Annotated in this window: 18 protein-coding genes and 1 pseudogene; 9 read left to right on the top strand and 10 right to left on the bottom strand. The window is 74.5% G+C overall.

Annotated features, from left to right (window positions below):
* Positions 1–56: 56 nt before the first annotated feature.
* Positions 57–773, bottom strand: a complete 717-nt coding sequence (locus WAB14_RS17000) for an FAD-binding oxidoreductase (protein ID WP_340271530.1) — start codon at positions 771–773, stop codon at positions 57–59.
* A 1-nt stretch (position 774) separates the two neighbouring features.
* Positions 775–1,377, bottom strand: coding sequence for a molybdopterin-dependent oxidoreductase (locus WAB14_RS17005; protein WP_340271531.1), 603 nt, complete (start codon positions 1,375–1,377; stop codon positions 775–777).
* A gap of 70 nt (positions 1,378–1,447) precedes the next feature.
* Here WAB14_RS17005 and WAB14_RS17010 point away from each other — a divergent pair, with 70 nt between their 5' ends.
* Positions 1,448–2,668, top strand: coding sequence for an MFS transporter (locus WAB14_RS17010; RefSeq protein ID WP_340271532.1), 1,221 nt, complete (start codon positions 1,448–1,450; stop codon positions 2,666–2,668).
* A 142-nt stretch (positions 2,669–2,810) separates the two neighbouring features.
* Here WAB14_RS17010 and WAB14_RS17015 read toward each other — a convergent pair whose 3' ends face one another.
* The 5 genes from WAB14_RS17015 to WAB14_RS17035 all read right to left on the bottom strand — a co-directional run bounded on the left by WAB14_RS17015 (position 2,811) and on the right by WAB14_RS17035 (position 12,291).
* Positions 2,811–6,665, bottom strand: coding sequence for an endo-1,4-beta-xylanase (locus WAB14_RS17015; protein WP_340271533.1), 3,855 nt, complete (start codon positions 6,663–6,665; stop codon positions 2,811–2,813).
* A gap of 91 nt (positions 6,666–6,756) precedes the next feature.
* The gene (locus tag WAB14_RS17020; RefSeq protein WP_340271534.1) at positions 6,757–9,084 is read right to left on the bottom strand and encodes a beta-xylosidase/alpha-l-arabinosidase; all 2,328 of its coding nucleotides are present in this window, start codon (positions 9,082–9,084) and stop codon (positions 6,757–6,759) included.
* Positions 9,081–9,995 (bottom strand): carbohydrate ABC transporter permease, encoded by a 915-nt coding sequence (locus WAB14_RS17025; RefSeq protein WP_340271535.1) that lies wholly within the window; start codon positions 9,993–9,995, stop codon positions 9,081–9,083. The genes WAB14_RS17020 and WAB14_RS17025 overlap by 4 nt, the downstream gene beginning before the upstream one ends.
* Positions 9,992–10,969, bottom strand: coding sequence for a carbohydrate ABC transporter permease (locus WAB14_RS17030; protein ID WP_340271536.1), 978 nt, complete (start codon positions 10,967–10,969; stop codon positions 9,992–9,994). Before WAB14_RS17030 ends, WAB14_RS17025 begins: the two co-directional genes overlap by 4 nt.
* A gap of 5 nt (positions 10,970–10,974) precedes the next feature.
* A complete protein-coding gene (locus tag WAB14_RS17035) occupies positions 10,975–12,291 on the bottom strand; it encodes an ABC transporter substrate-binding protein (protein ID WP_340271537.1) in 1,317 nt (438 codons plus the stop codon).
* Between the two features lie 109 nt (positions 12,292–12,400).
* Between WAB14_RS17035 and WAB14_RS17040 the strand changes: the two genes are divergently transcribed.
* The 7 genes from WAB14_RS17040 to WAB14_RS17070 all read left to right on the top strand — a co-directional run bounded on the left by WAB14_RS17040 (position 12,401) and on the right by WAB14_RS17070 (position 18,261).
* The gene (locus tag WAB14_RS17040; RefSeq protein ID WP_340271538.1) at positions 12,401–13,405 is read left to right on the top strand and encodes a LacI family DNA-binding transcriptional regulator; all 1,005 of its coding nucleotides are present in this window, start codon (positions 12,401–12,403) and stop codon (positions 13,403–13,405) included.
* Positions 13,406–13,434: 29 nt separating this feature from the next.
* Positions 13,435–14,409 (top strand): acetylxylan esterase, encoded by a 975-nt coding sequence (locus tag WAB14_RS17045; protein ID WP_340271539.1) that lies wholly within the window; start codon positions 13,435–13,437, stop codon positions 14,407–14,409.
* Complete coding sequence (locus tag WAB14_RS17050; protein WP_340271540.1) at positions 14,406–15,638, top strand: endo-1,4-beta-xylanase; 1,233 nt, start codon at positions 14,406–14,408, stop codon at positions 15,636–15,638. The genes WAB14_RS17045 and WAB14_RS17050 overlap by 4 nt, the downstream gene beginning before the upstream one ends.
* 162 nt (positions 15,639–15,800) lie before the next feature.
* Positions 15,801–17,177 (top strand): ANTAR domain-containing protein, encoded by a 1,377-nt coding sequence (locus tag WAB14_RS17055; RefSeq protein WP_340271541.1) that lies wholly within the window; start codon positions 15,801–15,803, stop codon positions 17,175–17,177.
* 8 nt (positions 17,178–17,185) lie between these two features.
* Positions 17,186–17,824: an L-threonylcarbamoyladenylate synthase gene (locus tag WAB14_RS17060; protein ID WP_340271542.1), complete on the top strand. Its 639-nt coding sequence runs from the start codon at positions 17,186–17,188 to the stop codon at positions 17,822–17,824.
* Positions 17,825–17,833: 9 nt separating this feature from the next.
* Entirely contained in the window at positions 17,834–18,040 is a 207-nt protein-coding gene (locus WAB14_RS17065) for a hypothetical protein (RefSeq protein WP_340271543.1), read from the top strand.
* 29 nt (positions 18,041–18,069) lie between these two features.
* Positions 18,070–18,261, top strand: coding sequence for a PspC domain-containing protein (locus WAB14_RS17070; RefSeq protein ID WP_340271594.1), 192 nt, complete (start codon positions 18,070–18,072; stop codon positions 18,259–18,261).
* A 23-nt stretch (positions 18,262–18,284) separates the two neighbouring features.
* Here WAB14_RS17070 and WAB14_RS17075 read toward each other — a convergent pair whose 3' ends face one another.
* Positions 18,285–18,458: a hypothetical protein gene (locus tag WAB14_RS17075; protein WP_340271544.1), complete on the bottom strand. Its 174-nt coding sequence runs from the start codon at positions 18,456–18,458 to the stop codon at positions 18,285–18,287.
* Positions 18,454–19,062, bottom strand: a pseudogene (locus tag WAB14_RS18280) (alpha/beta fold hydrolase); the annotation flags it as partial. The gene WAB14_RS17075 and the pseudogene WAB14_RS18280, both read right to left, overlap by 5 nt.
* Positions 19,063–19,179: 117 nt before the next feature.
* On the opposite strand from WAB14_RS18280, the gene wrbA reads away from it, so the two are divergent.
* On the top strand, positions 19,180–19,782 hold the full coding sequence (wrbA, locus tag WAB14_RS17080; RefSeq protein WP_340271545.1) for an NAD(P)H:quinone oxidoreductase: 603 nt from the start codon (positions 19,180–19,182) through the stop codon (positions 19,780–19,782).
* Here wrbA and WAB14_RS17085 read toward each other — a convergent pair.
* Positions 19,734–20,717 carry a DMT family transporter gene (locus WAB14_RS17085; protein WP_340271546.1) on the bottom strand — a complete coding sequence of 328 codons (984 nt, stop codon included), beginning with the start codon at positions 20,715–20,717 and terminating at the stop codon, positions 19,734–19,736. The two genes, wrbA and WAB14_RS17085, sit on opposite strands and share 49 nt — an antisense overlap.
* Positions 20,718–20,887 lie beyond the last annotated feature (170 nt).

Raw genomic sequence — 20,887 nt, forward strand, 5'->3', positions numbered from 1 at the left:
CGGTCACATGGTGGACCAGATCGGTCCGAGGTGTCGAACCGGGTGCCCCGGACGGCTCAGCCGCTCGGGCCGAACCGCTCGACGCGCACCCGGTCGGCCGGCATGCCCGCGGCGACGAGCGCCTGGCTCGCGGTCTCGGCGAAGCCGGCGGACCCGCAGACGAAGCCGGCGTCGCGCCCGTCGACGAGCGGGGCGAGGTCCGCCGCGCGCAGGCGGCCCGCCGGCCGACCCGCGGGCGAGTCCTCCTGCGACAGCGCGACGAGGGTGCAGCCGTCCAGCATCTCCTCCGCGTACGGCAGGGACGCGGCGGTCCGCGCGGCGCCGACGAGGCAGAGCAGCTCGGGCCGGCCGGTGTCGCGGGCGTGACGGAGCATGGAGACCAGCGGCACGACACCGGAGCCGCCTCCGACGGCGAGCGCGGGCGTCGTCCCGTCCCACACGAACCAGCCGCCGACGGGTCCGCGGACCTCGAGCTCGTCGCCGGGCTCGAGGACGTCGGCGAGGTAGCCGGACACCTCGCCGTCGACCAGTCGCTCGACGTAGAGCTCGACGAGGGGGTCGCCCGGGGCGGAGGCGACGGAGTAGGACCGGGAGGCGGTGTACCCGTCGGGTGCCGTCAGCCGGACGACGTAGTGCTGGCCGGGCAGGTGGCTCACCCGGTCGGCGACGTCGAGGCGCAGCCGGACCGCGGCGGGACCGGGCCGGTCCACCGCGGCGACGCGGGCGCTGCGCCAGCCGCCGGTCGGGGCGACGGACCCGGGGGTCGGCGTCACGTCAGTCGCCCTGGTAGCGCTGCTGCTGCCACGGGTCACCCCGGTCGTGGTAGCCGTAGCGCTCCCAGAAGCCGGGTTCGTCGGCGGTGAGGAGCGTGAGCCGCTCGAGCCACTTCGCGCTCTTCCAGAAGTACAGGTGGGGCACGAGCAGGCGCACGGGACCCCCGTGCGGGACCGGCAGCGGCCGCCCCTCGTGCTCCCACACGGCCCACGCCCGGCCGCCGGTGACGTCGGCCAGCGGGAGGTTCGTCGTGTACCCGGTGACGGAGCGGGCGAGGACGTGCGTCGCCGCCGGCAGCGGCCCGGCGGCGGCGAGGAGGTGGTCGACGCGCACGCCGGTGAACGAGGTGCCGAGCTTCGACCACGTCGTCACGCAGTGGATGTCGGTGTCGACGCGCTCGACAGGCAGGGCGTGCAGCTCGTCCCACGACCAGCTCGACGGCTGCCCCACGGCACCGTCGACGACGAGGCGCCACGTCGCCAGGTCGACCCCGGGCGTCACCTCGGCCGTGAGGACGGGCCAGTCGTCACCGACGTCGTACTGGCCGGGCGGGAGACGGGGGTCGCTGCGACGGGGACGGCCGGTGAACCCGCGGGTGGTCACGGCGCAGTGTCGGCGCTCGGCCCACGTGCCGACAAGGCCCCACGCGCCCGGAGCGGGTTAGCGTGCGCCCGTGCCGGCCGCCCCCGCCCCGTCCCTGCCGCGGCCGGTGTGGGTGCTGGGGGCGGTCGCGTTCGTCGTCGCCCTCGGCTTCGGCGTCGTCGTCCCGGCGATCGTGCTGTTCGCCGACTCCTTCGGGGTCGGCGCCACGGCGGTCGGGCTCGCCGTCAGCGCCTTCGCGTTCTTCCGCTTCGTCACCGGGCCGCTGGGCGGCCGCCTCGTCACGCGCTTCGGGGAGCGGCCCGTCCTCGTCGTCGGCGTCCTGGTCGTCGCGGTCACGACCGGGGCCGCGGGGTTCGCGCCGTCGTTCGCCGTCTTCATCGCGCTGCGTGCGGTCGGCGGGGTCGGCTCGGCCGCCTTCACCATCGCGGCGGTCACCCTGCTGCTGCGCGTCGCACCGGAGCACGCCCGGGCCCGGGCGACGGCGACGTTCCAGGGCGGCTTCCTCCTCGGCGGCATGGTCGGCCCGGCCTTCGGTGGGCTCCTGACGGACGTGGCGGTGTGGCTGCCGTTTCTCGTGTACGCCGCGTCCCTCGTCGTCGCCGCGCTCGTCGCGCAGCTGGGGCTGCCCTCTCCCCCTCCCGCCGAGCCCGTGGCGCGGGAGGCGGTGCCGCTGCCCGAGCGCCTGCGGGCGACCCGTCGCCTGCTCGGCCACCCCGTCCTCGCCGTGGCGCTGGTCGCGAACCTCGGCGTCGGCTGGATGCTGTTCGGCGTCCGCAACTCCCTCGTCACCCTCTACGTCGTCGACATCGGCGGGACCGCGACCGTCGCGGGGGTCGTCCTGCTCCTGGGGGCGGTCGCGCAGGGTCTGACGCTGCGGTTCGCCGGCGGGCTCGCGGACACCCGCGGGCGCCGTCCGGCCCTGCTGCTCGGGTCCTGGGTGGCGGCCGGGTTCGTCGGGCTCCTCGCCGTCCCCGCGACGGGCGTGCCCGGCCTCGTCGTCGCCGCGGTCGCCATGGCCGGGTTCGGCGTCGGCGCCGCCTTCCTCGCGAGCGCACCGGGTGCCCTGGTCGCCGACGTCGGCCGTACGGGCGGACGCGTCGCCGCCCTGCAGATGGCCAGCGACCTCGGTGCCGTCGTCGGGCCGCTCGCCGCCGGCGCGCTCGTCGACGTGAGCGGCTACCCGCTCGCCTTCGCCGTGAGCGCGTGTGTGGTCGCGGTCGCCGGCGTGGCCGCGCTCCGGATGCCGGAGACGGCGCCGTCGGTACCGGTCCGGCGCACCGACGACGCCTGACCCCGCCGACACGGACACGCAGACGGCGCGAACGTCGACAGAAACGCAGACAGACGGCGCGAACGTCGACAGAAACGCAGACAGACGGCGCCGGGGTGGAGCCGGTCCCGCGCCCGGAGTGCCCCGGGCGCGGGACCGGGGATCAGCGCGGGCCCCGACCCGCCGGCCCACCGCGGACGACGACGTCGCGGTCGAGCCCGGCGACGAGGTCACCGGAGCGCACCAGCAGGGTGTGCGGTCCCTTCCGCACGTCCTGAGGCACCACCGCGGCGACCGTCGCGCTGCCGTCGGGTCCGGCCGTCACCGTCGCGACGACGACCTCGGACGGGGCCCCGCCGCGCTCGTCGCGCAGGACGACCTCGACCTCGCTGCCCGGCACGAAGCCGGACACGGAGAGGTCGAGCGTGCCGCCCGCCGCCACGAGCCACGAGCCGACCTCGACCGCGGGGTCGGGGACGAACGCCGGCCCGACGAGCTCCAGGACGCCCCAGCGGGCAGTCGTCTGGTAGCCGGCGCCGGTCGGGTCCGCCCACGTCCGGATACCCGTGCGGGCCCCGTCCGCGGCGTCGTTCACCTGGACGTCGAAGCCGTGGAAGGTACCGAGCCCGCCGTACTCGAGGAGGCTGACCGCGGCCTCGACGACGTACCCGCCGTCGACGACCGTCGTCGCGCTCTCGAGCCGGTCGGCCTGGAAGCCCTCGTCACCGGTCCCGAACGACACGACGTTCTCCGCGCTGACGCGGACCTGCGTGTCGTCGTAGCGGTAGGGCCCGTTCTTGACGTTCCCCGCGTCGAGGAAGATCTCGACGGAGTCCTGCTGCCACGGGTCCGATCCGGTCGTGTCGACCTCGTCGTCGCTCACCTCGGCGAGCACGTAGAGGGTCTGGCCCTGCCACAGGGTGCGGACGGCGGCGGTGGCCCCGCCGGTGCCCGAGACCTGCGTGTCGGTCGTGACGACCTGGGCGTCGGACCACACGTCGTCGACGTCGCCGTCGACGGTCGGGGCGACCGGGACGGCCTCGACGGCCTGCGTGAACGACAGCGGCTCCACGAGCGTGAGCGTGCCGAGCGCGCCCGGCTCGTTCCACGCCGTGTCGGTGCCGTCGTCGGTGACGACCGCGTCGAAGGACACGAGGTCGCCCTCCGCCGCACCGGACAGCGGCAGGTGGACGACGAGCACGTAGCCGCCGTCGACCTCCGCCGCGACCGCCCGGACGCCGGAGGCGTCGGTGGACCCGTCCCGAGCGACGACGTACGAGCTGTCGCCGACGACGAACGTCACCTCGTCCTGGGCCGACGCGGTGGTGTCGGCGACGGTGACGTAGGCGGTGAGGTGGTCCGGCTCCCAGCGCAGCTGGAAGGCCGCGACGTCCTCCACCGGCAGCAGCGGCAGGCGGTCCCAGACCGGGGAGCCGACGGCCTCGCCGTCGAGCGGCACGTCACCGGCGAAGACGAAGGCCGAGCGCTGCCGGGCGGACAGCTCCCCGTCGACGACGCCGTAGTACGCGGGCTTCGCCTGCAGGCCGTCGTCGAACAGCAGCGGGTCGCCGTTGGCCGCGCGCCAGCTGCGCCCGTCGGTCAGGCCCCAGATCGTCACCGCGTACAGCTCGTCGGCCTGCTCGCGGAAGATCCGGAAGGCGTCGCGGTAGTAGTAGCCCTGGTCGACGAGCAGCGCCTCGGTGACCGGGGTGCCGGTCGTGACGTCGAGCTCGGTGACGACCTGGGTGAGGGGCAGGTCGTCGAAGGCGAGGATCGCGTCCTCCAGCGCCTGGACGGGCAGCGAGAGGCTGACGTGGAACTGGTGCCCCACGCCGTCGATCGGCACCTCGCGGGCGAGCAGCCGCTCCACGAGCGCCCGGTAGCGCGCCTGCTTGCCCGACAGCTCCGTGTTGTAGTCGTTGATGAAGAGGGTGACGGGGCGGTCGACGCCCTCCGCCGCGTAGACGTCGTTGAACGCCTCGTCGGCGTAGACGAACGCGAGGTCGACGAACTCCTCACCGAGGACCCGGTACCACTCGCTGCGGCGCATGCCGTCGGAGAACTCCCCGGAGTCCGAGATGACCTCGTTGACGACGTCCCAGGCGACGAGGGGGTTCCCCTCGCTGCCGAAGGGCCCGTAGTCGTCCGCCAGCGTCTCGGCGACGGAGAAGACGTGCGTCCGCATCCGCTCGCGCAGCACCTGCTTGTCGGCCTCGCTCGTCGTGAGCGGCGAGCCGTCCGCGGCCTGGAAGAACCACGCCGGCGTCTGGCTGTGCCACACGAGGACGTGGCCGTACACGCGCAGGTCCTCCTGCACGGCGAAGTCCATGATCGCCTCCGCCTGCGGGTGGAGGCGGAACGTCTCCGGCCCGCTGCCGGAGTACCAGGCCTCCGGCTTCATGTGGTTCTCGGCGCTCACCTGGTCGAAGTGCCGGGTGAGCAGCTCCGCCGCGGGGCCGGTGGTCTCGCGCTGGTCGATGGCGACCCCGACCGGCCACGGGACGGTGTCCTGGATCGGGGTGACGTCCTGGATCTCCGGCGCCTCGAGCGGGGTGATCGCGACGTCGTCGACGAGGAAGCTGCCCGCCGAGCCGTCGGGGTAGGCGGTCTCGAAGTAGACGAAGAGCGAGTCCGCGGTCGGCACCTGGTAGGTGGCGCTCACCCGGGTCCAGCCGGCCGAGGTGACGCCGGCGAACTGCCCCACGGTGTCGAAGGAGGTGGCCCCGCCGCCGGTGCGCTGCATGCTGAGCCAGACGTCGTCCGCCGTGGCGCCGGGCGCGAAGCGCACCTGCGCGGTGATCTCGTAGGTGGTGCCCGTGGTCATGAGGCCCGTGACGTCGCGGCCGATGCCGTCGCCCTGGCTGCTGCGCCCGCTCACGAGCGCCGACCGGGTGCCGGTGGCCGCGTAGTCGGTCGTCACGGCGAGCGTCGGGTCGCCGTCGCCGTCACCGCGCGGCACCCAGCCGTCGAGACCGTCCTCGAAGGAGGTCTGCAGGCCGGGACCGACGGGACCGTCGGGGTCGCCGGAGTCCTCGGCTGCGGCGGTGACGACGACGTCGTCGACGAGCACGGTGTAGGTCGAGCCGGTGTCCTCCGTGCCGACGTAGAGCTGCGTCTCGGCGGGGTCGACGTCGGCGGGCAGCGTGTAGGTGCCGGTGATCGTCGTCCAGCCCGTCGCGTCGACGGTGCCGCTCGCGACCCAGGTGTAGGCCGGCTTGAGCACGAGGCGCACGCCTGCGCTGCCGCTGGCGCCCTCGGGCAGGCGGGCCCGCAGCGAGAACGCGTACTCGCGGTCGGCCTCGAGGAGGCCGAGCGGGGACTGGATGCCGTCGAAGTCCGCGGTGCGCGTGATGCTGAGGGCGCGACCGGCGCTCCCGTCGGCCCCGGCGGCGTCGACGAACGTCAGCGTCGGCGACCCGCTCTGCGTCCACGGCTCGAACGAGTCGGCGTCGAAGTCGAGGGACGTGACGGTCTCGACGTCGGGACCGGTCGGCCCGCCGGTGATGACGACGTCGTCGACGAGGTAGTCGTAGGGCCCGGCGAGGGCGCCGGTGCCGATGTAGACGCGCTGGGTGGCGCTGTCGCCGTCGGCGGGCACGGTGTACGTGCCGCTGACGGTCGTCCACGCGTCCGCGGTCATCGTCGAGTTGCCGACCCACGTGTAGGCGGGCTCGACGACGAGGCGGACCCCTGCGCTGCCGGCGGTGCCGGGAGCGAGCCGCACGCGCATCGAGAAGGTGTAGCTCGCGCCCGGCTCGAGGAGCCCGGGAGGGCTCTTGATGCCGTCGTAGTCGTTGACCCGGCCCGCGACGAGCAGCGCGTTGCCGCCCTCGCCGTCGTCGACGACGGACAGGGTCGCGTCCCCGTTCTGCACCCACGGTCCCGTGGTGCCGTCCTCGAAGTCGGTGCTGACGACGACGGGCTCGTCGCCCGCCGACGTGGTGCCCGCTCCTGTGGCGGGGCCCGCGAGGCCCCCCGCCACGACGAGGACGAGCAGTGCCGCCCCCCATGTCCTCACGCGTGCGCGTGACAGCTGCATCGATCGCTCCCTTGCGACTCGGTACCGGTTCCGCCGTTGGTGGTGCTGGTGCTGGTCCCGCTTCCCTGGCTCAGCCCTCCCCCGCCGGTGCGCCGCGCTCGACGCGCGACGTCGACAGGCGCTCGTCGCCCGTGCCGACCTCGTGGACCCCGCCGACGAGCTCGACGCGGGCGCAGACCCGCCGCTCGACGGGCGTGCCGACCCACAGCTCGACGTCGCCGGGCTCGACGACGCGGTGCATGCGACGGTCGGACAGCGCGAGCCGGGTCGTCGGCACCTGCAGGTGGACGACGGCGGACTCCCCCGGCGCCAGCGGCACGCGCGCCCAGCCCAGGAGCTGGGCGACGGGCCGGGTGACGGACGCGACCAGGTCGCGGGCGTACAGCTGGACGACCTCCGTCCCGGCGCGCTCGCCCGTGTTGCGCACCCGGACCGAGACGTCCAGGCGGCCGCCGGTGGGGACCTGGGCGGGCACGTCGAGCGCGTCGTGGGCGAACGTCGTGTACGACAGCCCGTGCCCGAACGGCAGCACCGGCGCGGTCTCGACGTTGCTCACCGACGACGCCCCTCCGAGGGTCGGGTGCAGGTACGACGCGGGTTGGGCACCGGCGGAGCGGGGCAGGCTGACCGGGAGACGCCCGGAGGGGTTGACGCGACCGGACAGGACGCCCGCGACCGCGGCCGCACCCTCCTGGCCGGGGAAGAAGGCCTGCACGACGGCGGCGCACCGCTCGACCGCCCAGCCGATCGCGTACGGCCGACCGGTGACGAGGACGAGGACGACGGGCGTGCCGGTCGCGAGGACCGCCTCGACGAGGTCGCGCTGGACGCCCGGCAGCTCGAGGTCGTCGCGGTCGCAGCCCTCTCCCACCGTGCCGCGCCCGAAGAGCCCGGCCTGGTCACCCACCACGAGGACGGCGACGTCGGCCCCCTGCGCGGTGGCGACCGCCGACGCGAGCTGCGAACGGTCGTCGTCGTCGACCGCGCAGCCGCGGGCGTAGGACACGTGCGTCGAGAGGAGCTCGTCGCGCAGCGCGGCGAGCACGGTCGGCGCCTCGATCCCCGTGGCCGTGCCCGGGTGGTGCGCGAGGACGTGGTTGACGAAGGAGTAGCAGCCGAACAGCGCCTCGTGCCGGTCGGCGTTCGGGCCGATCACCGCGACGTGCGCGCGCGGCCGGAGCGGCAGCACCCCGTCGTTCGCCAGCAGCACGACGGACTCCTCCGCCAGCCGCGCGGCGAGCTCCCGGTGAGCCGGCGGGTCGAGGTCCACGTCGCTGTCACGGCCGTCGTCGACGAAGTCGGCGTCGAGCAGCCCGAGCTCCTCCTTCTGCCGCAGGACGCGCACGACCGCCCGGTCGACGAGGGCCTCCGGCACCCGGCCCGCACGCACCTGCTCCGCGAGCGGCGCGAGGTAGGCGTTGCCCGTCGGCAGCTCGACGTCGACCCCGGCCTCCAGCGCCTGCGCGGCGGCGTCGCCGAGATCGGCGGCCACGCCGTGCAGGGTGTGGAGGAACGCGACGCCGAAGTAGTCGGCCACCAGCGTGCCGTCGAAGCCCCACCGCTCCCGCAGCAGGCCCGTCAGCAGCCGCGGGTCGGCCGCGACCGGGACCCCGTCGACCTCGGCGTAGGAGTGCATGACCGAACGGACGCCGCCGTCGAGGACGGCCATCTCGAAGGGGACCAGCAGGACGTCGGCGATCTCCCGCGGCCCGGCGTGCACGGGGGCGAGGTTGCGACCGGCGCGCGAGGCGGAGTACCCGACGAAGTGCTTGAGGGTCGCGACGACGCCGGTGTCCTGCAGGCCCTGCACGTACGCGGTGCCGACCTCGCCGACGAGGAACGGGTCCTCGCCGATGCACTCCTCGACCCGTCCCCAGCGCGCGTCGCGCACGACGTCGAGGACGGGCGCCAGGCCCTGGTGGACGCCCAGGGCGGCCATGCTCTCGCCGATCGCGCGGCCCATCTCCCGCACGAGGTCGGCGTCGAAGCTCGCCCCCCACGCGAGCGGCGTCGGGAAGGTCGTCGCCTGCCACGCGGCGAGGCCGGTGAGGCACTCCTCGTGGGCGATCGCGGGGATCCCGAGGCGGGTGTTCTGCTGCAGCCAGCGCTGCGCGTTGCGCAGGACCTTGCGGCCCGCCGCCGGCGCGAGCGGCTTCGTGCCGAACACCCGCGTGAGGTGACCGAGCCCGTGGACGGCGAACCCGTCGAGCTCCGGCGGCACGTCGCCGACCATGGCGTCCTGCAGGGGCGCGACGACGTCGCCGCCGTCGGCGCCCGCCCCGATCCAGAGCCCGACGAGCTGCCCGAGCTTCTCCTCGAGCGTCATACGTCCCAGGAGGTCGCGGACCCGGTCCGAGGCCGGCTCCGTCGTCGTCGGTGCACCGAGCACGTGCGTCATCCCTTCACCGCCCCGGTGAGCCCACCGACGATGCGGCGTTGAGCGAGGAGGAAGAACACCAGGGCGGGGACCATCGCCAGCGACGTGAAGGCGAGGACCGCGGCGGTGTCCTGCGTGTACTGCGTGGAGAACGTCGCGACCCCCAGCGGGAGCGTGTACGCGTCCGGGCTGCCGAGCACGAGCAGGGGCAGCAGGTAGGCGTTCCACGACTGGACGAAGGCGAGGACCCCGACCGTGATGAGCCCGGGCCCCGACAGCGGCAGCGCGATGCGCCAGAAGAAGCCGAGCCGGCCGCAGCCGTCGACGAGCGCGGCGTCCTCCAGCTCGTCCGGCAGCGCCCGCAGGAACGGCCGGAGGATGACGACCGTCATGGGCAGGGCGAACGCCGCCTGCGGCAGCGCGACCCCGAGCGTCGTGTCCGTCAGTTGCATCTGCCGCAGCAGGAGGAACAGCGGGAGGATCGCGACGGTCAGCGGGAAGAGCAGCCCGAGGGTGAAGAACGTGTAGAGCGCCTCACGGCCACGGAACTGGTAGCGCGACAGGGCGTAGGCGGCCATGACACCGAGGCCGACCGCGATGACGGTCGTGAGCGTCGCGACGACGGTCGAGTTGAGCGCCTGGCGCCAGAACGTGTCCGAGGTGAGGACGGCGACGTAGTTGTCGCTGATCCACGGGTCCGGCAGCCCGACGGGGTCCGCCGTGATCTGCCCCGTGGAGCGGAAGGCGCCGAGGACGGCGTACACGACCGGGGCGAGGGTCGCGACGGTGACGACCGCGGCCACGAGGTAGACGGCGACGGTCGAGACGCCGAGGCGGCGGCGCGGGGCCCGGTCGAGCGTGCCCGCGGGTCCGCCGCCGGAGCGGTGCCCGTCGGAGGCGCGGGTGTCGGGACGCTGGTCGGTGGCGCTCATCGCACTCTCCCGCTCGTCGGCGCGGTGTCGCGTCGCATGACGAGCTGCTGGTAGGTGATGGCGAGCAGGAACGAGACCGCGAAGAGGATGACGGCGACGGCGCTGCCGTAGCCGAAGCGGAACCGCTCGAAGCCCTGCGAGATCAGGTAGGTGACCATCGTGCTGCTCGCGTTCGCCGGGCCGCCGCCGGTCATGATCCACACCATGTCGAACAGCTGCAGCGAGCCGATCATCGACAGGAAGACCCAGATCCGGATGGTGGGCCCGAGCAGGGGGATGGTGATGTTCCACTGCGTCTGCCACCAGGAGGCGCCGTCGAGGGCGGCCGCCTCGTGCAGCTCCTGCGGGACGCCCTGGAGGCCGGCGAGGAACAGGATGATCGCGAAGCCGACGTACTTCCACGTCAGCACGACCATGAGCGTGAACAGGACGACGTCGGGGTCGCCGAGCCACAGCTGGCGGAGGCCGCCGAGCCCGACCGAGGCCATCGCCTCGTCGACGACACCGTTCGGCTGGAGCATCAGGAGCCAGATGACCCCGGCGACGACCTCGGCGAGGACGTACGGCACGAAGATCAGCGTCCGCAGGACCCCGCGGCCGCGGATGTCGCGGTTGAGCAGCAGCGCGATCCCCAGCCCGAGCGGGAGCTGGATGAGGATCGACAGGACGACGATGAGCAGGTTGTGCCCGATCGCGTCCCGGAACACGGGGTCGCCGAGGGCGAGGGAGTAGTTCCCGAACCCGATGAAGTCGTCGAGCGCCTCCAGCCCGTTCCAGTTGAAGAGGCTGTAGTACGCGGCCTGGACCATCGGGACGAGGACGAACGTGAGGAACAGCGCGAGGGCCGGGAGCACGAGCAGGGCGACCTCGGCACGCCTGCGCCAGTCGTTGCCCGTCGACCCGCGCCGGGCCCGGGCCGGGCCCCCCGGCCGCGCGGTCGCGCGGCCGGGGGTCACCGGGGTGTGAGTCGGCACAGCCGTCACTGCGTGGCGGCGGCGGCCTCGACCGCCTCGACGACGTCCTCGGGGGTCGCCTCGCCCGCGAAGAGGAGGGCGACGGCGTCGTTGAGGGCGCCTCCGACGTTGGGGCCGTAGGCGGTGTCGAGGTACAGCTGGACGTACGGCGCCTCGTCGCGGTAGTCGGCGAGGACCGCGAGGTTCTCGTCGGCGACCGCCTCCTGCGTGCCGGCGACGGTCGGGATGCCGATGCCGGTGCCGCCGAAGCCCTCCTGGTTCTCCGGGCTCATGACGAAGGCGAGGAAGTCCGCGCACTCCGGCGGCGCCTGCGCCGAGCAGGAGAAGCCGTCACCGCCACCGAGGGCCGCGGTGGGGTCGCCCTCGCCGTCGGTCGTCGGGAACGGGAACCAGCCGAGGTCCTCGCCGAGGCCCGTGCCGTCCTCGGTGAGCCCCTCCATGACGCTGGGGTTCCAGTGGCCCATGAGCTCCATGGCGACCTCGCCGGTCGCGAGGAGGCCCGCGGAGCTCGTCGCGCCCTGCTGGGCGGACGTGCCGAGGTAGCCCTCGTTGAACGGCTCGGCCTCGACGATCTCCTGGACGACCTCGCCGGCGCGCACGAAGCACGGGTCGGAGAAGTCGAAGGTCTGGCCGGCCTCCTCGAGCGTGTCCTGGTCGCACTCGCGGACCGCGGCGTAGTACCACCAGTGGGCGGCCGGCCACTTGTCGGCGGCGCCGACGGCGACCGGCGTGATACCGGCGTCCTTCAGCTGCGCGGTGACGGAGAGGAACTCCTCGAGGGTCTCGGGGGTCTCGCTGATGCCCGCCTCCTCGAAGAGCGCCTGGTTGTACCAGACGCCCACGACGCCGAGGGAGAACGGCAGGCCGTACACCCGGTCGTCGACGGTCCAGCCGGCCGCGGAGCCACCGACGGGCTCGATCGCGTCGGGGATCTCGTCGGTGAGGTCCATGAGCAGGCCGGACTCGACCTGCTGCTGCATCTCGCCGCCGCCCCACTGCTGGAACAGGTCGGGCGGGTCGTTGGACTGCAGCGCGGCCGTGAGGCGCGTGCGCAGGTCCTCGTTCTGCAGGGCGCTGATCTCGATGGAGACGTTGGGGTTCTGCGCCTCGTACTCGTCAGCGATCCCCTGCCAGTAGCCGAGGGCGGGGTCGTTGTTGCCGTTGTGCCACCACGTCAGCGTGACGTCCTCGCCACTGCTGCCCCCGGCGGCCTCGCTGGCGCCACCTCCGGCGGTCGTTGCGTCGTCGCCACCGCAGGCGGCCACGAGCGTGGCGCTGAGGCCCAGGGCCGCGGCGGCGAAGAGGGTGCGGTTCCTCGTCATGTTCCATCCCTTGTCCACGTCGACAGGTGCTGTCGGGGTTAGGTTGCACACTCATCCGAATCGATGTCAATCGTTATCGATAACGTTTTAGTAGCGCTAGGGTGCAGCCGTGAGCGCTGGCCGGGTGACCATCACCGACGTCGCCCGGACCGCCGGGGTGTCGGTCGCGACGGTGTCGAAGGTCATCAACGGCCGCTACGGGGTGGCCGCCGCGACCACCGAGCGCGTGCAGCAGGTCATCGACACCCTCGGCTACGAGTCGAGCCTCGTGGCGAGGAGCCTGCGCAGCCACCGCACCAACGTGGTCGGGATCCTCGTCGCGGAGTTCGAACCCTTCAGCACGGAGATCCTCAAGGGCGCCTCGGCGGCCATCGCCGGCACGGGCTACGAGCTGCTCGCGTACTCCGGCGGCGGCCGCCACGGCAGCGAGGTCGGGTGGGAGAAGCGCTACCTGTCGCGGCTGTCGGGGACCCTCATCGACGGCGCGGTCCTCGTGACGCCGACCGTCGTCGACCCGGACGGCGGGGTCCCCGTCGTCGCGATCGACCCCCACACCGGTCCGGCGGACATGCCGACCGTCGACTCCGACAACCTCGCGGGCGCGGTCCTCGCCGTCGAGCACCTCCTCGCGCTGGGGCACCGGCGCATCGGCCACCTCGGCGGTCGTCCCGACCTCGAGTCGTCGCGGCTGCGCGAGCTCGGCTACCGGCAGGCGCTGCAGGCGGCGGGCGTCACGGTCGACCCGGCGCTCGTGCGGGTCGGCGGCTACGCCAGCGACACCGCGACCGGGCCCGCCCGCGAGCTGCTCAGCCTCCCTGAGCGCCCCACCGCGCTGTTCGCCGCGAACGACACCTCGGCGCTCGCCGCCGTCGAGGTCGCGCTCGAGCTCGGGCTGCGCGTGCCGGAGGACGTCTCCGTCGTCGGCTTCGACAACGTGCCCGAGTCGGCCCTGTCGCGCCCGCCCCTCACCACCGTCGCGCAGCCGATGCAGCGCATGGGACGCGAGGCGGTCGAGCTCCTGCTCCACCTGCTCGACGGCAGCGGCGAGGAGCGTGCGACCCACGTCCGGCTGCCGACCGAGCTCGTCGCGCGCGCGTCGACGCGCGCGATCTGACGCGCTCCGACCCGAGAGGACGACCGCCCGTGCACACCGACCTGCCCCTGGAGGAGCTGCGCGTCCGCCGGAGCGCGGTCGTGGAGCCGGCCGACTTCGACGACTTCTGGGCACGGACCCTCGACGAGGCCCGCCGTGCCGACGACGAAGCACCTCGGCTCGCGCCGGTCTCCCACCCGCTCCGCACGCTCGTGGTCGACGACGTCACGTTCCCCGGCTTCGCCGGCGAGCCGGTGCGGGCGTGGTTCCGCCGCCCGGCCCGCGCCGACGGGCGCCTGCCGGTCGTCGTCGAGCACGTCGGCTACGGCGGCGGTCGTGGGCACGTCCTCGACGGCCTCGCGTGGGCCTCGGCCGGCTTCGCCCACCTCCTCGTCGACAGCCGCGGCCAGGGAGCGGGCTGGAGCCGCGGCGACACCCCCGACCCCCACGGCAGCGGGCCCGCCGTCCCCGGCGTCATGACGCGCGGCATCGAGGACCCCGAGACGTACTACTACCGCCGCTACCTCACCGACGCCGTCCGCGCCGTCGACGCCACCCGGCGCCTGCCGGGCGTCGACCCCGACCGGCTCGCCGTCGTCGGGACCAGCCAGGCGGGGGCGGCGGCGCTCGCCGTCGCGGGCCTGCGCGACGACGTCGCCGCCGTCGTCGCCCAGGTGCCGTTCCTCTGCGACGTGCCTCGCGCCATCACGGTCACGGACGAGTCGCCGTACCGGGAGGTCGCGGACTACCTCGCCCGCCACCGCGACCGGGAGGAGCAGGTGCTGCGCACCCTGTCGTACGTCGACGGGGTCGTCATGGCCCGCCGTGCGACGGCGCCCGCCCGGTTCTCTGTCGCGCTCATGGACGCCGTCACGCCGCCCTCGACCGTCTTCGCCGCCCACAACGAGTACGGCGGACCGGCACGGCTGCGGGTGTGGCCGTACAACGGCCACGAGGCCGGGGAGGCCGACGACCTCGCCGAGTCCATCGCCTTCGTCTCCGACGTCCTCGGGAGCCCCGCGTGACCGACCTCTCGCACCGTCTCGTCGAGCAGGTCGTGCAGGTGCAGCGCGCCGACGGGTCACCGCTGGCCCACACCGACGTCGACGTCGAGCAGCGTCGCCACGCCGTCGCCTTCGGCTGCACGGGCTTCGACGCCCCCGGGCTGCCGGGGGACCCGGCTCTCGAGCGGCTGTGGCTCGACCTGTTCGACACCGCGACGCTGCCGTTCTACTGGGGCAGGCACGAACCGGTCCGGGGCGAGCCGCGCACGGAGGAGCTGCTCGACCTGGCGCACTGGTTCGCCGAGCGCGGCGTCCGGCTCAAGGGGCACCCCCTCGCGTGGCACACGCTCGCACCGGCCTGGCTCGCGCCGCTCACGACCGACGAGGTCGAGCAGGCGCTGCGGGCGCGCATCCGGCGCGAGGTCGACGCCTTCCGTGGCCTCGTCACGACGTGGGACGCGATCAACGAGGTCGTCATCATGCCGGTCTTCGACAACGAGGCCGCGCTCGAGGGCGGCGGCCAGCCGCCCAGCGCGATCACCCGGCTGTGCCGCGAGCGAGGGCGCGTCGCGACCGTCCGCCTCGCCTTCGACGAGGCCCGCGCCGCCGACCCCACCGCGACGCTCCTCCTCAACGACTTCGACATGTCGACCGCCTTCGAGTGCCTCGTCGAGGCCGTGCTCGAGGGCGGGGTGCAGGTCGACGCGATCGGCCTGCAGAGCCACATGCACCAGGGGTGGTGGGGCGAGGAGCCGACACGCGCCGTCCTCGACCGCTTCGCCCGCTACGGGCTCCCTCTCCACATGACGGAGACGACGCTGCTGTCCGGCGACCTCATGCCCCCGGAGGTCGACGACCTCAACGACTACCAGCCGGAGGTGTGGCCCTCGACGCCGGAGGGCGAGGCACGTCAGGCCGAGGAGCTCGTCCGGCACTACACGACGCTCATGGCGCACCCGGCGGTGGAGGCGGTGACGTACTGGGGACTCACCGACGCGGGGGCGTGGCTCGGCGCCCCCGCGGGCCTCGTCCGCCACGACGGGACGCCGAAGCCGGCGTACGACGCGCTGCGCGCCCTGGTCCGGGACGAGTGGTGGCACCCGCGGCGGACCTACCGGACCGACGCGACGGGCCGGCTCCGGCTGCGTGGCTGGCGCGGGGAGTACTCGCTCCGGGTCGAGGAGGCGGGCGGCGCGGCCGCCGCGACGTTCGTGCTCGGCGACGACGGCGTCGTGGTGCGTCCTGGCTGAGCGGCGGGTGGCGGAGACCTCCACTCGAGACGTTTGGACGCCTCGGACATGCGGCATCATGAGCGTGTGTCGTCCCAGCAGGAGAGGGGCCGCGGCCGACACACACGCCCGTCGACAGGGACCGACGGGCCCGTCGACGCGGCGAGGAACGCGGCTGCGCCCGTGACGGAAGGCATCGGTCGGCCCGGCGCCGCCGGGCCGCTCTCGAGCACCGTCGAGCGGCTCCGCGACGAGGTGGAGGGCTTGCACCGGAGCAAGCAGCACCGTGCGGTGATCGAGCAGGCGAAGGGCGTCCTCATGGGGCGCGACGGCGTCGACGCCGCCACCGCCTTCCAGCGGCTGCGGCAGCAGGCTCGCGACAGCAACCGCAGGCTCGTGGACGTCGCCGCCGACGAGCTCGCCCAGCGCGGGTCCGGCGCCATGGGCGCCGGCCCGGCGCCGACCTCGCTGCCGGACCTCTCCCCCGACCGGACCCGTGCCCCGGCCCCGACGTCCCCGGGCGAGTCCCCGGCCGGTACCGCGACCTCGGTCGGCCGGCCGCAGCCGGGTAGGCCGTCGCAGCGGTTCGACCGCTCGCTGGTGCTCCTCGCCGCCGCGGCACGGGAAGCCACGGACGCCTGGAGGCTCCTCGAGGTGCTGCGGGCGCACGCGCAGCCCGTGGGCGCCGACCGGGCCGTGCTGCTCTCGCTCGGGCCGGACGCGAGCCTCGCGCTCGTCGCCCACAGCGGCCTGCCGGAGAACGTCGCCCAGCGCTGGCAGCACATCCCGCTGACTGTCGACTTCCCCGCCTCCCACGCCGCTCGGACCGGTGTGCCGGTCTTCGAGGACGACCTGGACGCCGCTCTCGAGCGGTGGCCCCTGCTGCGCCGCGGACGCTCGCCCCTCGGGGCCTTCTGCGACGTTCCCGTCGTCGCCGGCGGTGTCGTCGTCGCGGTCGTCGGCCTCGGCTGGCCCGCCGGCACCCCGATCGACGGCGCGGCCCGGCTGCTGCTGCGCTCCGCCGTGCGAACGCTCGCGGACGACATCGTCCGCGTGCTGCCGCCCGTGGGGGTGCACGTGCTGACCGCGGCCGAGGTCGCGCCGGCCGACCCCGCCGTGCGCCTCGCGCTCGACGCCGTCGAGGACGAGTGCGTCCTGCTGCTGCCACACGCGCGGGAGGACGACTCCGAGGCGGGCGAGAGGGCCGCCGAGGCGGCGGAGGCACAGGCCGCCGCCGGGGCGGTGACGCCCTCGCGGCTGCTCCTCGCGTGGGGCAACCGCGCCGCGCGGGACGCCGCCGCGGGCGGTGGTGCCGGGCACCGCTTCGGCCGGACGGTCGGAGAGGTCGCGCCCGACGTCGTCGAGAGCCCGCTGTGGCAGGCGGTGCGCCACGCGGTCGCCGGGGCGACGCCGGCGCCTCCGGTCCACACCGACCGCTGGTTCTGGGGTCCCGTCGCGGCCCGTCGCATCACGGTCCACCCGCTGTACCACGGCGCGCTGCTCGTGGCCCGCCCGCTCCCCCGCGGTGAGCACGTGCCGGGTGCGGCGGGCCCGCCGTAGGGTCGGGCATGGCCCGCTACTTCGACGTGCACCCGGTCGACCCGCAGCCTCGCGCCGTCGCGCAGGTGGCTGCGATGGTCCGCGACGACGACGCCCTCGTCGCCTACCCGACGGACTCCAGCTACGCCCTCGGCTGCAGGCTCGACAGCCGTACCGGGCCCGAGCGCATCCGCCGCGTCCGCGGCCTCGACGACCGGCACCACTTCACGCTCGTCTGCGCCGACTTCGCCCAGCTCGGCCAGCTCGTCCAGCTCGACAACGCGGCCTTCCGGGCGGTGAAGGCGGCCACGCCGGGTCCGTGGACGTTCATCCTCCGCGCGACGAAGGAGGTCCCGCGGCGGCTGCACCACCCGAGGAAGAAGACCGTCGGGGTCCGGATCCCGGACCACCCGTTCGTGTCGGCGCTCCTGCGCGAGCTCGGCGAGCCGCTGCTCAGCAGCACGCTCCTGCTGCCCGGCCACGACGACCCGCCGACCGACGGCTGGGCGGTCAAGGAGGAGCTCGACGCGGTCGTCGACGCGGTGGTCGACGCCGGGGACTGCGGGACCGAGCCGACCACCGTCGTCGACCTGTCCGACGGCGTGCCCGAGGTCGTGCGGGTGGGCGCCGGGGACCCCGCCCGCTTCGGCTGGGCGGCCGAGGGGTAGGACGTCACCATGAGCGACCGGCCGATGGACGGCTCCCACCCCGGCCGACCGGGCCCCTTCCAGGACCTGCCCTACCGCGCGGGCTACGCGATCCGCTACGCCCTGCTGAGCGTGCTCGGGCCGCCGACCCTGGAGGGCAGGGCCGACCCGAGGCAACGCATGCGGGAGGACCGGCGCCGCCGCTGGGAGGAGCGGGCCCGACGACGGGGGGAGTGAGCACCGGCGCGCGCGGGTATGTCACCGGCATGGCCTCCTCGCGACTGGTCCGCCCCCGCTCCCGGAAGATCATCGCCGGGGTGTGCGCCGCACTGTCCGACCGCTTCGGTCTCCCCCGCTGGCTCGTGCGGCTCGGTTTCGTCCTCTTCGGGCTGTTCGGTGTCGGGGAGATCGTCTACATCGCACTGTGGATCATCATCCCCAAGGAGCAGCCCGTCTGAGACGCTCGCTGCCGTCGCCCTGGTCAGGCGCCGAGCAGGTCGCGGGAGCGCTCGGCGAGCAGCCCGGTGACGAGGTCGGCCACCGGCTCGGGGTGCGACCAGACGAGGGCGTGGGCGCCGGGCACCTCCGCGAACGACCCCGGACGGGAGACGCCGAGCCAGCTCGCGCGCCCAGCCGTCGGGCACGACCGTGTCACGGTGGCCCCTCACCACGACGGCGGGGGCACGCACCCGTCCGGCGGTCGCGAGCACGTCGTGGGCCAGGGCCGCGTCGAAGGTCCGCACCGCACGTCGCGGCCCGCCGCGTAGCACGTCCTGCCCGAGGACGGGGAGCACGCCCGGCCGCTCGCGCAGCAGGTCGACGGCGAAGCGCCCGACCTGCTGGTGCCACGAGCGCCGTGCCGGGTCCACGGTCGGGGACGCGAGGACGAGGACCCCCACGTCCTCCGGCCGGTGCGCCGCCAGCTCGAGGACGACCTGCGCGCCCAGGGAGTGGCCGAGGACCAGCGAGCCGGTCCGGCCGGTCGCCCGCAGCCAGTCGCCGAGCGCGTCCGCGAGCCCGCGGACGTCGTGCGCCCGTCGTGGGCCTGGCGTGCCGCCGAAGCCCGGGAGGTCGGGTGCCACGACCCGCACGTCGGGCAGTGCCGCCGCGAGCGGCGCGAGGTAGCGGTGCGAGCACCCGAGCCCGTGGACGAGCACGACGGTCGGGCCCTCGCGGGTGCCCGCGAGGGCGGCGTGGAACCGGGTCCCCCCGGCGGGGGTCGTCTCGGTCGCGGACCAGGGGCCTGCCAGAGGTGCCATCTCCCGGAGGGTGCCCGGTGGGCGAGGTCCCAACCCCGTCCCCGCCCTCCGGTTGCAGCCTCAACCACCGTGGGGTCCCCTGGCGAGGACCCAGCCACCACTTCGGGAGGACCCGCCATGACCCAGGTCGCCGTCATCTACTACAGCTCCACCGGGACCAACCACGCGATGGCCCAGGCCGTCGCCGAGGGCGCCGCGGACGCCGGCGCCGACGTCCGCCTCCGCATCGCGCCGGAGACCGTGCCGTACGACGTGCTGTCGGGGAACCCGGCGTGGAAGCAGTTCGTCGACGAGGTCCGCCCGGGCGTGCAGGAGGTCGCCGCGTCCGACATCACGGAGGTCGACGGCGTCGCGCTCGGCACCCCCACGCGCTACGGCGCACCCGCGGCGCAGCTCAAGGGCTTCCTCGACTCCCTCGGGCCGCAGTGGATGCAGGGCGAGCTCGCCGACAAGGCCTACACCGCCTTCACGTCCGCGATGAACGACCACGGCGGCAACGAGGGCACGATCCACTCCCTGTACAACGTCGTCATGCACTTCGGCGGGATCATCGTCCCGCCCGGGTACACCGACCCGGCGGTGTTCGCCGCAGGCGGCAACCCGTACGGCACGAGCTGGGGCACGGGGCAGTCCGGCGACCCGGTGCCGGACACGGTCCTCGCGGCCGCGCGCTACCAGGGGCGCCGGCTCGCGACCTTCGCGGCCCGCCTCGCGGGCTGACCGGCGGTGTCGCGGCTGTCGGGCGCGGTGGGCGGCTCGTCGCCCGCCGCGTCCGGCAGCGCCACCGGCTCGGGCACCGGCGGGCGCGAGCGCCGCGTCGCGAGCACCGACCCGACGAGCACGAGCGGGAAGCCGACGAGCATGCCGAGCGTCACCCGCTCCCCCAGCAGGGCGACCCCGAGGACGAGGGCGACGGCCGGGTTGACGTACGTGATGACGGTGGCCCGCGCGGCTCCCACCTCGGCGATGAGGGCGAAGAACAGCAGGAACGCCAGCGCCGTGCACACGAGCCCGAGCACGACGACCGCACCGAGGACCGCCGGCCCCGGCGGCGTCGCCGGGAGGTCCGTGAGCGCCCACGGCACGTACACGAGCGCGGCGAGGGCCAGGGCGAGGGTGTTGACACCGAGCGCCGGGACCTCGCCGAGCCGCCGTGCCACGATGATCGGCCCGACCGCGTAGCAGACGGCGACGACGAGCAGCTCGACGACGGCGAGGGCGTCGGCACCACCCGCGAGGTCGACCCCGAGGAGCAGCACGACGCCGACGAGGCCGACGAGCAGGCCGACCGCCCGGCCGCCGTCCAGGCGCTCCCGGTGCAGCGCCCACGCGATGCCGGCACCGACGAGCGGCACGGTCGCGATGACGAGCCCGGCGAACGAGCTCGACACCCGCAGCTCCGCGTGCGACAGCAGCCACCACGGCGCCGCCATCTCGACCGCGGCGTAGGCGGCCACGGTGCCGCGGTGCCGCCAGGCCGCCCGCAGCGCACCGCGGCGCAGGGCGAAGGGCAGGAGCACCGCGACGGCGAGCACGAGCCGGCCCGCCACGAGGACGACGGGCCCGAGGTCGACCACCGCGACCTTGATGAGCAGGTACGGGACGCCCCAGATCACCGACATCGCCGCGAACAGCAGAGCCCCTCGACGGCTCACCGACGGCTCACCGGGTCCGGACCTGCGTCACGGCGCCGGACGCTACACCGGCGCGCGGGTGACGCACCCTCGGTCCCCCCCACCTCCGACACGAATGCCGACCGACGCCGCGGACGTCGACACGAATGCCGACAGACGCGACGGTTGTCGACACAAACGCAGACAGACGT

Origin of the sequence: Aquipuribacter nitratireducens (assembly GCF_037860835.1) — a bacterium.
Lineage (GTDB): Bacteria > Actinomycetota > Actinomycetes > Actinomycetales > JBBAYJ01 > Aquipuribacter > Aquipuribacter nitratireducens.

Bases quoted from the DNA above. Each gene is read 5' to 3' on its own strand.
- WAB14_RS17020 (WP_340271534.1), bottom strand. From the start codon at position 9,084: ATGACGCACGTGCTCGGTGCACCGACGACGACGGAGCCGGCCTCGGAC.
- WAB14_RS17025 (WP_340271535.1), bottom strand. From the start codon at position 9,995: ATGAGCGCCACCGACCAGCGTCCCGACACCCGCGCCTCCGACGGGCAC.
- WAB14_RS17035 (WP_340271537.1), bottom strand. From the start codon at position 12,291: ATGACGAGGAACCGCACCCTCTTCGCCGCCGCGGCCCTGGGCCTCAGC.
- WAB14_RS17060 (WP_340271542.1), top strand. From the start codon at position 17,186: ATGGCCCGCTACTTCGACGTGCACCCGGTCGACCCGCAGCCTCGCGCC.
- WAB14_RS17065 (WP_340271543.1), top strand. From the start codon at position 17,834: ATGAGCGACCGGCCGATGGACGGCTCCCACCCCGGCCGACCGGGCCCC.
- WAB14_RS17070 (WP_340271594.1), top strand. From the start codon at position 18,070: ATGGCCTCCTCGCGACTGGTCCGCCCCCGCTCCCGGAAGATCATCGCC.
- wrbA (WP_340271545.1), top strand. From the start codon at position 19,180: ATGACCCAGGTCGCCGTCATCTACTACAGCTCCACCGGGACCAACCAC.